The following is a 12,317-nucleotide window of genomic DNA, read 5'->3' on the forward strand; positions in this document are numbered from 1 at the left end:
TCTGAGTTTAGCGGTCAGAGACGAGAATATAGGCTGCCTTTACTGGCCCGTGCACTCCTACAACTAAATCCATTTCAATGTCGGCTGAGTTGCTCGGTCCGGTAATGTAGTTGATACATGAAGGAACAGTGACACCGTCTGCAATGTTTTGGCGGATAATATCACTGGCTTGTGTCATTCTTGGCACAATGCTTGATTTCGGCACAATCGCAATATAAGTCGTCGGCAGAAGGCTGACAGATCGGCCGATGTCTTTTGAGGAGAAGAGGACAACCGTCCCCGACTCAGCCAATGTAATTTCGCTGAATGTAATCCCTACATTGGCTTGCTCCGCTTTTTTGATATTTTCCTCGCCTTTGTCAGCATCCCACTCCCAGACTGGCGTTCCCTCGCTCGGCCAATCCTTGGTGAGCAGGCTTTTCAGTCCGTATGCTTCAAAGCGGGGGTCCTTCGGAATGATGACAGGGCCTCCGGAGAAGCGGCTGACTTGCTCGCGCAGGGCATCGTAAAGGCCGGTTGAATCCGTTTCAATCAGCTCTGTATGGATTTTGACACAATGGTTTTTGAGCACTGTGACTAAGTCATCCGCTGAATATCCTTCAAGTGTTTTATATTGCGGCTGATGCGCCCACTCAGGAACTGCCACGCCTCCTGTTCTTCTTTCACGGCCAAGGCTGGATGCGATTCGGTTTAAAAAGCTCTCTTGATTCTGAATGGTTCCCTTCGTCATCACTGCTCCTCCTTCGTGCGTTCACTTGTTTCTCTGTCTGCAAACCAGTCTCTGAATCTCGATTTATGTGGTGCCGGGAAGTCGCGGATCTGTGTCCAGCTTTTGAGCGGGCCGGGTCCCTTCGAAATTTTTTCGTCCTCTGTAAAAGGTGTCATGGCGACCGGCGCCCATTTTGAGCCCATTTTGTATAGTGACAAGGAGGATGCGCCAAGTCCGAACGCTTTCATCGCAAGCTTTTCACTGATCGGCGCTCTGCCTTCTTTTTCGACGATGTTTTGGCGATGCTTGAGAAGGAGCTCGTGCAGCGGAATTTTGACCGGGCAGGCTTCTGTACAAGCAGCGCACAGTGAAGAAGCGTACGGCAGCTCCTTATAATCGTCATAACCGCCGAGCAATGGCGATAAAACCGCTCCGATCGGCCCCGAGTAGATTGAGCCGTATGAATGTCCGCCGACATGGCGGTACACAGGGCAGACATTGATACAGGCGGCACAGCGGATACATTGCAGCACAGACTGGAATTCTGTTCCTAGGATGTTGGATCGTCCATTGTCAACGATGACAAGATGGAATTCTTCCGGACCATCCACTTCACCTTCCAGCTTCGGACCCGTTAATGCTGTAATATAACTTGTCAGCCGCTGTCCGACAGCACTTCTTGTCAGCATGCTGACAAGCACTTCAAATTCAGAAAATGACGGGACAATCCGTTCCATTCCCATGACGGTAATTTGTGTTTTCGGCAAGGTGCTCACAAGCCGTCCATTTCCTTCATTGGTCACAAGGCTGACAGAACCCGTGTCCGCAATGGCGAAGTTACAGCCGGTAATGCCGATATCCGCTTCCAGAAACTTTTTCCGGAGAATGGCACGCGCATGCATGACAAGCTCTTCCGGTTTTTCTGTATGTTGATAGTCCAGCCTTTCTTTAAACACATCGCGTATCTGCTCTTTATTTTTATGAAGGGCGGGCGCGACGATATGTGACGGCGGATCGTGATCATCAATCTGCAAAATATACTCGCCGAGGTCGGTTTCGACGACTTCACAGCCTTCCTTCTCCAGCACCTCATTCAGATTGATTTCCTCTGTAACCATTGATTTTGATTTTACGATTTTCTTCCCGTTCTTCTTTTGAATGACGTCGCGAATATAAGAAGACGCCTCTTCCGCTGTTTCCGCGAAATAGACATGTCCGCCTCTTTTCGCCACATTTTCGGCAAGCTGTCCGAGATAGAAATCAAGGTTTTCAAGGACATGCTGCCTGATTTCCTCTGATAAAGAACGCCACTCCTCCCAGTTTCCCAGCTCTTCGGCTGCCTCTAGGCGCCGCGTCCGCAGACGCTCCTGTGCACCTGAAACAGCGCCTCTCATAAATTCATTATCAATCCCCTGTGATACCCGCTCTTTAAAAGCGTCAGTACCGATTTTCATCGCCATGATCCTTTCCCCCTCTGAATCCAGTTTTATCTGCTGTTGAGCACTTCGGCGATGTGCATCACTTTGACATTCTTATCTTTTCGGTCAAGCCGTCCCCCGATATTCATCAAACAGCCGCAGTCAGCACCGATCAGCACCTCTGCTCCCGTTTCCTCCACACATTCGACTTTTTCATCGACCATCTGCTCTGAAATCTGCGCCATTTTGACGGAGAACGTTCCTCCGAATCCGCAGCAGTTATGTTTGCCCGGAAGCTCTGTAAACTGCAGTCCCTTTACATGGCTCAACAGCTTCATCGGCTCCTCCCGAACCCCGAGCAGCCTTGTCATATGGCACGACGTATGTAAGGTCGCTTTTGTATGAAGGGTCGCGCCGACATCCTCTACCCCAAGGACGTTCACGATAAAATCTGTCAGTTCATACGTTTTATCCGCCAGCTTTTGCGCTTTATCGGCCCATTTCGGATCATCCGCAAACAAGTGCGGGTATTCCCGGAACATCGTTGTGCAGGAACCGGAAGGACTGACAACATATTCGGAATCCTGAAACGTTTCGATCATCCGTTTCATTGCTTTTTTGGCGTCATGTACATAGCCGCTGTTGTAAGCCGGCTGCCCGCAGCAAATCTGCCCCTCCGGAAAATCAACCTCGCACCCAAGCCGCTCCAGCAGCTCAACCGTTGCTTTTCCGACATTTGTTTGAAACATATCAACAAGACAAGTGACAAAAAGTGAGACTTTCATGATGAACCCCTCTCTCATCCCTAATATATGATCAGGTCATCTGATGACCTGAGTTAAAATAACTATATGAATATCGTACACTATTCTGATAATAGAAGGGAAGGGTTTTCTGGGGATATTTTCATTAGCGGGCATATCAAAAACACTCCTGATCTCCCAGGAGTGCAGTAAATGGTGAAAAGTATACGGTTAAATCCATCCCTTTTCCTCAGCAATGCTGGCGGCTTCTGTCCGGTTTTTCGCATGAAGCTTTTGGATGATTTCTGAGATATAGTTTCGGACTGTGCCTTGAGATAAATAGAGCTCCAGCGTAATGTCTTTTGTTGTCTTGCCTAAAGCCGCAAGCCTCAGAATTTCTTGTTCTCTAACGGTTAGGGGATTTTCGTCTCGCATCATATTAAACGTCAGCTCGGGGCTGAAGACACGTTTTCCCTCTACACATTTTCGAATGGCATCGGCCAGATCGTCAATTTCTCCGTCTTTCAGCAGATAGCCATGTGCACCGGCTTTTACCGCACGTTCAAAATATCCGGGGCGGGCAAAGGTAGTTAAAATAATGACCTTGCTGACGCAGCCTTTTTTCATTAATTCCTCTGCCACATCCAGTCCGCTTCGAACCGGCATTTCAATGTCCATGATGCATACATCCGGCTCCAGCTTCAAAATAGCATGTAGCGCCTCTTCCCCGTTTAATGCTTGTCCGATGACTGTCATATCCTCTTCTAAATCAAGCAAAGATCCCAAAGCGCCTAAAAGCATTCGCTGGTCCTCAGCAATAAACAGACGAATCATTCTTTTCGTCCTCCAATCATTCTGCTTTTTTAATCAGCGGAATCGTCAGAGTCACAACCGTTCCGTTATGATCTGAAACTGTTAATCCCCCTTCAATGAGCATGAGCCGTTCTTCCATTCCCCGCAGGCCATTCCCAAAGGTTTTCCCCTTCGCTGCTCCCTTTCCGTCATCCCGTATCACGATCCTCATTTTGCCAGCAAACTGAGAAATGGTGATGGCGCAGTGAGTTGCTTTGCTGTGCTTGATGATGTTAGTCACGGCTTCCCGCATACACATACTGATAATATTTTGAGTGACGGGAGATATCGCTGAAAAGTCGTCGGCTCCTTCGTATTGAAAGGTAATGTTCCCCACCCTTAAAATGTGCTGAATGTTTACGAGCTCCTCTGTTATCGTGACCGTCCTCATATCAGAAACCAGCTCTCGGACTTGCTTGAGTGCGGCTCGCGAGCTGGTTTCCATTTCTTTTGCCTCATGCTTGGTCCGTTCTGCATCAGATGCAGCCAGCCGCTGAATGAGCTGGCTTTTTAATGTAAGCAGCGACAAGGTATGGCCAAGAGTATCGTGAAGATCACGGGCGATTCGAACACGCTCCTCTCTTTTAGAGAGTTCTTTTATCTGTTCGTTGGCTTGTGCCAGCTTAGCTTCAAGCTCAATTCTCCGAAACATAGAACGAATGCCGAATGGAGAAATGAGCATGATGACGAGAAACGGGAGAACAGAAAAAAGCTCCCGAAGCGTGACTGAATTCACGATAAATTGGTATAGGCATGGAAAAAGCAGGATAAAGATTAAAGCGCAGAACGCACGGTTAAAATTCGTTTTCTCTTTGTAATAACCAACAAAGTTTGCCGGGAAAAAACCTAAGTATATATAGGTGATATTGTAAAACACACTATATATCAAAATAACCGCCATTTGAACGATAAGCCAATATGTAAACGAAGCTCTGCCCACGCAGCAGAATAACTGGCGATATGCCGCGATAAATAGAAGCAGGATGCCATATCCAATGACCTGTTTGATGCCTGATTCTTTCAATAAAGAGAGGAACGGCATAATGGTGTACACCAGAAAGATATAAGGGAAAAACCCGAATTGCTTCGGGAAAATTGATATTGCCTTTTTCATGTATTACACCGCTTCTTGTTTTCTTCTAATATATTTAGATAGTAGCATGAAGAACATCATATAAGCGATTAATATCAGGATATTTTTCCAATCCGGACTCCCGCCCCGCACTAGTTCCCACGCGCCGCTCCCGAAATGATAAGACGGAAGCCACTGGCCAATGTTCTGCATCATGTCAGGCATGACCTCAAACGGCATCCACATCCCCCCGCCTAAAGCCAGCAGCATATAAAGCACATTACTGATTCCGGCCGCTGTTTCTACTTTTCTCATGAGGCCGATTAGTGTGCCTAATGCTAAAAAAGGCAATGCGCCAAACAAAATCCACAGTCCGCTCATCATCCATTCAAACGGTGACAAGGCAATGTCATTGATCATTGCGCCGAACAGAAAAATGACGGTAATCGATAAAACGTGAATGACACTTTGTCCGATCATCTGAGCTAATAAATAGATATGATCTGGAAGAGGCGTAAGGCGGATAAAGGCAGTCCAGCCTTGTGACCGTTCTTGAACCATACGGATGCCCAGTGTCATGATAGAGGAACCCATCACGCTGAAGACTGTCATTGACATTAAGTAATGGGCGTCCCATGCACGTTGGTCGGGAACGTTGGTATTCACTACATTGGTAAAGAGATAATAAAAGACTATTGGCATGATCAGCGACCAAAGCACAAAATACTTGTTCCTAAGCACCCTTTTCATTTCAGCTATGCTTTGCTTCTGCAGCATGTTCACTCACATCGCCTCCCTGTTTCCGTCAGCCAGCCGGCGAAATGCCTCATCGAGCGTCCCGTGTTCAATTCGAATATCCCGTGCTGGGATGTTTTCTTGAAAGATCAACGCCAACACTTTGTCTGTATTTGATGTTTGGATGATGATTCTTTGATGCCTGCGGAACACTCGCTCTACTTCCGGGTGCCGAGACAGCTTTTCCAACGATTCATCTGAATGGAGCGCAAAGGAAACAGACTGTTTTTGAATTCTTGAGCGGATTTGCATCGGTGAGTCATCTGCCACAAGCCGTCCATCAGCAAAAAATAAGATTCGCTGTGCGGCATCGTCTGCTTCCTGTAAATAATGCGTTGAAAAAATAATCGTTTTTCCTTGGTCCGACAGTCCGTGAATGGTCTGCCAGAATCGATGTCTTGATGAAGTGTCCATGCCGACTGTCGGTTCATCAAATATAAGCAGCTCCGGATTCCCGGCAAGAGCCAAAGCAAAGCTTAAACGGCGTTTTTGTCCGCCGGATAATTTTTCTGCTCTTGTTTTCAAATCTTCTTTGGTGAGTGCTGTTAACGAAACGAGTTCTTTCATGGACAATGGATTCGGATAATAGCTCCGGAAGAGTTCAAGGATTTCATCCACCTTAAGGCCCGGCATGACACTTACTTCCTGAAGCATTACACCTATTTTTTCACGAACCTGTTGATCATCGGGAACCCGGTTAAATAGTTTGATTTCTCCCTCACTCGGTTTCAGCAATCCTAATATCATAGAGATGACGGTCGTCTTCCCTGCCCCATTTGGCCCGAGAATGGCTGCAATTTCTCCTTTTTCAATACTGAAGCTGATGTGGTTTACAGCGGTTTTTTGCTGGAACTGTTTTGTCACGTTGCTTACTGATATTGCCTCATTCATCACATGAGCACCTCCTGATAGCTTACATTGATTGTAAAATGCCGGAGCAGCTGTTGTTAGTATGGGGTGTCATGATGATGGAGTGACAAATGTCATTTTCTTTCTCACCGTTAGTATCTAGGCAATCCTCCTGCATCTTCCAATTCATCCACCTTTTCTATCACCCATGTCCTCTTTCTTTTAAACTGCTATGACTTTCATAGAAAGATACACTTTTCAAAGCATGCGAGTGTTATGATAGACACATTGAACTTTATATTACTTTCCGGCTGAAAGGAGCCAATCATGAACGAAGCGATTTTGTCTAGAAATCATGTGAAGGTGAAAGGCAGCGGCAAAGCATCTATCATGTTCGCACCCGGTTTTGGATGCGATCAAAGCGTGTGGAATGCCGTAGCACCGGCCTTTGAAGAAGAGCACCGGGTCATTTTATTTGATTACGTCGGTTCGGGACATTCAGATTTGCGCGCATATGACCTGAATCGCTACCAGACACTTGACGGCTATGCCCAAGATGTCCTTGATGTTTGTGACGCTTTAGATCTGGAGGAAACCGTGTTTGTGGGGCACTCCGTCGGAGCCGTGATAGGGATGCTTGCATCCATCCGCCGCCCGGAGCTTTTTTCCCAACTGGTGATGGTAGGGCCTTCTCCTTGCTATTTGAATGATCCGCCTGAGTATTATGGAGGATTTGAAGAGGAGCAGCTCCTTGGTTTGCTGGAGATGATGGAGAAAAACTATATCGGTTGGGCAACTGTATTTGCGGCAACCGTTCTGAATCAGCCAGATCGGCCTGAAATTAAAGAAGAGCTGGAAAGCCGTTTTTGTTCTACTGACCCTGTCATTGCCCGCCAATTCGCAAAAGCGGCGTTTTTTTCTGATCACCGGGAAGATCTTTCGAAGGTAACGGTTCCATCTCTTATTCTCCAATGTGCAGATGATATCATCGCACCTGCAACAGTAGGTGATTATATGCATAAGCATCTGCCTTATAGCAGTCTGAAACAAATGGTGGCCCGCGGACATTGCCCTCATATGAGCCATCCAGATGAGACGATACAGCTGATCGGTGATTATTTAAAAGCTCACGTGTGATAGCGGAACAAAAAGGATAGAGGTGACCCTCTTAATGGACAAACAATTGAATGATGCACCATGCGGTTTCCTCACTTTGTCAGAAGAGGGGTCGATCATAGCTGCCAACCGTACCCTTATCAATATTCTGGATTATGAACCGGAGCAGGTTATCGGCCAGCATATGAATACGATGTTGACCATTCCCGCACAGCTTTTCTGCCAGCTTTATTTTTTTCCGCTTTTGAAATTGGAGCATCACATCGAAGAATTATACATTTCCCTGAAAGCAAGAGATGGAGAAGAAGTCCCCGTCCTTATCAATGCTATTGCGAGACACAGTAGCGGGGCCTCTGTCTTTGATTGTGTTCTTATTCCAATGCGAAAGCGAAATGAATATGAAAATGAGCTGCTGATAGCCAGAAATGAAGCTCAAGAAGCGTTGCTTGCCAAACAGAAAGCCAATGCGGAGTTAGAGATTGCCTTGGAAACGCTGAAAGCAAAACAAGAAGAACTTCTTGAGATCAATAAACAAAATCAACAATTTAAATTAAACACCAAAAGAGAGCTTGAACTCGCCAGAAAGATCCAGAAAAACTCGTTGACTGAACCGATTGTAAACGATCAGGTGCAGATTGACTCTTATTACAATGCATCGAGTGATTTGTCAGGGGATCTTTACGGATTCTATCAAATCGATGAACACCGTTACGGCATTATTATCCTTGATGTGATGGGGCACGGGATTTCATCGGCATTGATTACGATGTCACTTCATCCTTTGTTTCAGCGCCAGATCACGCAAGGTCTCAGTCCCGTTAATGTCATGAAAGAATTAGACCGGCACCTTCACAGCTTGTTTCAAAATGATGAGGAAGCAAGACATTATTGCACTGCTATTTATCTCGAGATTGATATAGCACGGCAAAGCATTGATTATGTCAACGCAGGGCACCCGCCGGCACTATGGCAGGACGACAGCGGAACTCAACATCTGCTTCATGCGACCTCCCCTCCGATCGGGATGTTTGAAGACTTAGTGTTTGAGTCAAGCAGCCTTTCATATACGGATGGCGGAAGACTGCTTCTATACACGGATGGCGTCATGGATCCTACGGCTTCATGCTATTTATTTGATTTACTAAAAGAGCATCCTGATTCGCCGATCACTGACCTGAAGGAGAAAATCCTTACATCGCTCCAGCATCAAAAGGAAGCTCATCATAAGAGTGATGATGAATGTTTTATATTAGTGGATGTAAAATAAAATGATCCATGAGACATAACAATGATTTGTTACATCTCATGGATTTTTTTGTTTCAGCGTTTCTTTGGAATATGGCCTGATTCCGCATATTGAAACACTTGCAAGGAAGGCAGCGGATGACCATTAAAATCAAACAAAGCTTGATTATCTACAGCACTTCCCCCATACCACTTCCCGGCGTCCTCAGGATCGTATTCTGCGGCATAGCTTGAGGCCCACCCTGACCCGTATGTTTCCCATAACACTTTGTTTTTCTCTATCTGCGTCTTCGGCCCGACTGGAATCCACGCCGGCTCCCAATAGAAAACGCCAAGTCCTGCTTTACCCGTATTCGCTACTGCCGCCATTACATCTCTTACTGCAGTTGCCTGGCCTTGAACAGAAATGGGATATGGCAGCGTCTGCCCGCTTTTTGGCGCTGTATTTCCATGCCCATCACCGTCCTCAGCGGTATAGGTGTACGACGTCTCCGCCACCATGACTTTTTTGCCGTACGTATCGGCAACAGCCTTCAGCACGGAGGTCAAATTTTGTAATGTGCCATGCCAGAAAGGATAATAGGAGCTCGCGAACACATCATAATCTACTTTGTTTTTGCTGAGTGTTTCTGCAATAAATGAATACCTTCCAGCCGTTTCAGGATTGGTAAAATGCAGGGCGACCAAAATGCCTGGATTTGTCTCCCTGACCGCTCGGCTTCCTTCATGAAATAATTGGCACATCTTCGTCCAATCGGTTTCGCCGGCAAATCCTCCTGTTGTTTCATTTCCGACCTGAACCATGCCGATGTCAACGCCTTCCTTGATCATCTTTTGCAGACTTTGTTTCGTATACTCATAGAGCTTGGCTTTTTTTGCTTCAAAGCTGAGATTCGCCCAAGCTTTGGGCACCTTTTGTTTCGCGGGATCTGCCCAAAAATCAGAATAATGAAAGTCGGCAAGCACCTTCATTCCGTTCGCTGTCGCTCTTTTTCCGATTTCGATGGCTTTTTGAATATCATTGTTTCCCCCGCCATACCCGTTGCCATTTGAATCATACGGGTTATTCCAAATGCGGACGCGAACATAGTTGACCCCAGCCTGTTTTAAAGTTGTAAAGATGTCCTGGCGTTTTCCGCTTGTATTGTAAAAGGTGACACCGCTGTTTTCCAAAGCAATAACGCTGGACACATCTGCCCCTTTAATAAAGTCTTTGTTCATTCCCTCTACTTTTTTAACAAAAAGATCCTCTGCCCGAAGCTCTGGCATATGCTTCTCCTTCTCAACGGCAGCGGCAGATCCCGGTGAACTGAATGCACTCCACACGATGGCAGCCGCTAAGCACATTTTCACTCCATTCCTCATGATTCCACCCCTCACGATTTAGTAAGCGTTTTCTAAAATGCAGAAAAAAGAATCCGCCCATATCGAGCGGAGCATCAGCCTAATGTGTGTTTACGACGATTCTTACTTCATACTTTTCCATCGTCAGGTCGCCTGACAATATCTCTCCTGTCATCATGTCCTTCACACTCTGCTCAAACGTGACCAGCTGTTTTTCTTCCGTAAAATTCATGACAAAAATATAATCATTGTCCTGATCCTGCCTCGCTTGTACGGAGACGCCTTTTCCGTGCCGAACCGGAAAAACAGGTGAGAGAGACAGGTCTGTGATCAGACCCTCATAGAAATCACGGTGAAATTGATCCTCCAAACGCGCGCCGATAAAATACGCCTTGCCCTGCTGATATTGATGGCTTGTGACAGCTGGCGTACGGGCGTAAAAATCCTCTTGATACACCGCTTCTGTTGAAGCAGTTTTTACATCAATCACGGTTGCATAATCCTTCATTTCGTATGTTTTGCCGCGGTATGTGACAGCATTTCGATCCTTCGGATACAGCGTGTCAGTCTCAAGAGGCTCAATTCCGAAAATTTCTTGAAGATCCGGATGCCATCCGCCTGTGTACGTTAAATCATGCTCATTCACAATTCCGCTAATATACGTCATGACTAAGATGCCGCCATCAGCTGTAAACGCTTTTAAACGGGAAATGGTGTCCTCGCTGATTAAATAAAGCATCGGGACGATGAGCAGTTTATATGGTGAAAAGTCTTGTTCTTTCGTGATGACATCGACAGGGATATCGTGTTCCCAGAATGTGCGGTAATGCTGCTGAAGCGTTTGCGGATAACGTTTTGTCGCCTTCGCAAACCCCTGAGCATCCTCGAGCGCCCAATGATTTTCCCAGTCATATAAAATAGCGGTTTGTGCCGGCCTCTTCGTTCCGACAACCTCGGACAGCCATTCCAATGTCTCGCCGACCTTGGCCACTTCTTGAAAGACGCGGTTCTTAGGGCTGTTGTCATGATCCACAACCGCCCCATGCAATTTTTCTGATGACCCGCGTGATTTGCGGTATTGGAAATAGAGAACGCTGTCCGAGCCGTGGGCTATCATTTGCATAGATGACAGCAGATTCATGCCCGGGCGCTTCGCCTTATTGACGTTATGCCAATTGACCGCGCTTGGCGTACACTCCATTAATAAGAAAGGCTGCTGCTTCAAGCTTCGGTACAGGTCATTGATAAAGCCGACCTTCATCGCCAAATCAGCTGTGCTTTCCCAGTCATTGTGCCAGACAGGATAAGCGTCCCAGCTGATGGCATCGACATGTTTCGCAAATTTGCTGTAGTCGAGACCCTGATACGGAATTAAATCCGGTGTGTCAGCCATAAAGTTCGTTGTGATAGGGACATCAGGCGTCAGTTCTTTCAGCGGAACGATTTCATTTTCATAAAACGAAATCGTTTGATCGGTGACGAACCGGCGCCAGTCTAAGTTCAAGCCGTGCAAGCCGTTTTCACCGATCGGCGAAGGGCTTTCAATTTGTGACCAGTCATTGAATGTATGGCTCCAAAAAGGAGTCCACCACGCACGGTTCAATGTTTTGAGGCTGTTGTCGTATTTTGCTTTCAGCCACTCCCTGAAAGCATGCTGGCATAGATCACAGTGGCAATCTCCCCCGTATTCGTTTGAAATATGCCACATTAACAGCGCCGGGTGATTGCCGTATCGTTCTGCTAATAGGCGGTTGATATGCCGTGTTTTATCTCGGTAGACTTTAGATGTGAGACAGTGGTTGTGCCTTCCGCCGTGCAGCTGTTTGACGCGGGAGGCATTGACGCGCAAAACTTCCGGATAGGCTTGTGATAGCCAGGCCGGACGGGCTCCGCTCGGCGTTGCTAATATGACCCGGCCGCCTATACTGTGAATCCGCTCAAAAATATCATCCAGCCAGTCAAATTGATATACGCCCTCCTCCGGCTCAAGTGCGCTCCATGCAAAAATGCCGACAGAAAACGTATTCGTATGAGAAAGCTTCATCAGTTTGATATCGTCAGCTAAAATATCAGGCCGATCCAGCCACTGATCGGGGTTATAGTCTCCCCCATGAAGCATAAAATTCGCTTCGGTTACGTGCGTTTTTTCAAGCTTTGACATCACATTCTCCTCC

At 46.7% G+C, this 12,317-nt stretch carries 11 protein-coding genes; 2 read left to right on the plus strand and 9 right to left on the minus strand.

Features of this window, described 5'->3' with window-relative positions:
- Nucleotides 1-7: 7 nt before the first annotated feature.
- The 7 genes from lutC to CDO84_RS16540 form a co-directional block, all read right to left on the minus strand.
- Nucleotides 8-730, minus strand: a complete 723-nt coding sequence (lutC, locus tag CDO84_RS16510; RefSeq protein WP_040081779.1) for a lactate utilization protein LutC — start codon at nucleotides 728-730, stop codon at nucleotides 8-10.
- Complete coding sequence (gene lutB, locus CDO84_RS16515; RefSeq protein ID WP_040081777.1) at nucleotides 730-2,169, minus strand: lactate utilization iron-sulfur protein LutB; 1,440 nt, start codon at nucleotides 2,167-2,169, stop codon at nucleotides 730-732. Before lutB ends, lutC begins: the two co-directional genes overlap by 1 nt.
- Before the next feature lie 26 nt (nucleotides 2,170-2,195).
- On the minus strand, nucleotides 2,196-2,912 hold the full coding sequence (lutA, locus tag CDO84_RS16520; protein WP_014665428.1) for a lactate utilization iron-sulfur protein LutA: 717 nt from the start codon (nucleotides 2,910-2,912) through the stop codon (nucleotides 2,196-2,198).
- Between the two features lie 189 nt (nucleotides 2,913-3,101).
- The gene (gene yvfU / locus CDO84_RS16525; protein WP_040081775.1) at nucleotides 3,102-3,704 is read right to left on the minus strand and encodes a two-component system response regulator YvfU; all 603 of its coding nucleotides are present in this window, start codon (nucleotides 3,702-3,704) and stop codon (nucleotides 3,102-3,104) included.
- Nucleotides 3,705-3,720: 16 nt separating this feature from the next.
- Nucleotides 3,721-4,836 carry a two-component system sensor histidine kinase YvfT gene (gene yvfT / locus CDO84_RS16530; protein ID WP_040081774.1) on the minus strand — a complete coding sequence of 372 codons (1,116 nt, stop codon included), beginning with the start codon at nucleotides 4,834-4,836 and terminating at the stop codon, nucleotides 3,721-3,723.
- Nucleotides 4,837-4,839: 3 nt separating this feature from the next.
- Entirely contained in the window at nucleotides 4,840-5,577 is a 738-nt protein-coding gene (locus CDO84_RS16535; protein WP_014665431.1) for an ABC transporter permease, read from the minus strand.
- Nucleotides 5,578-6,483, minus strand: coding sequence for an ABC transporter ATP-binding protein (locus CDO84_RS16540; protein WP_082032948.1), 906 nt, complete (start codon nucleotides 6,481-6,483; stop codon nucleotides 5,578-5,580).
- 282 nt (nucleotides 6,484-6,765) lie between these two features.
- Between CDO84_RS16540 and rsbQ the strand changes: the two genes are divergently transcribed.
- Nucleotides 6,766-7,575 (plus strand): sigma factor SigB/phosphatase RsbP regulator RsbQ, encoded by an 810-nt coding sequence (gene rsbQ / locus CDO84_RS16545; RefSeq protein WP_014665433.1) that lies wholly within the window; start codon nucleotides 6,766-6,768, stop codon nucleotides 7,573-7,575.
- 34 nt (nucleotides 7,576-7,609) lie between these two features.
- Complete coding sequence (rsbP, locus tag CDO84_RS16550; protein ID WP_040081771.1) at nucleotides 7,610-8,821, plus strand: phosphoserine phosphatase RsbP; 1,212 nt, start codon at nucleotides 7,610-7,612, stop codon at nucleotides 8,819-8,821.
- 53 nt (nucleotides 8,822-8,874) lie between these two features.
- On the opposite strand, the gene ganB is transcribed toward rsbP, so the two are convergent.
- Complete coding sequence (ganB, locus tag CDO84_RS16555; protein WP_040081770.1) at nucleotides 8,875-10,164, minus strand: arabinogalactan endo-beta-1,4-galactanase; 1,290 nt, start codon at nucleotides 10,162-10,164, stop codon at nucleotides 8,875-8,877.
- Between the two features lie 79 nt (nucleotides 10,165-10,243).
- Nucleotides 10,244-12,307, minus strand: a complete 2,064-nt coding sequence (ganA, locus tag CDO84_RS16560) for a beta-galactosidase GanA (protein WP_082032947.1) — start codon at nucleotides 12,305-12,307, stop codon at nucleotides 10,244-10,246.
- Nucleotides 12,308-12,317: the final 10 nt, after the last annotated feature.

Origin of the sequence: Bacillus sp. MD-5 (assembly GCF_002201875.1) — a bacterium.
Taxonomy (GTDB): Bacteria; Bacillota; Bacilli; order Bacillales; family Bacillaceae; genus Bacillus; species Bacillus stercoris.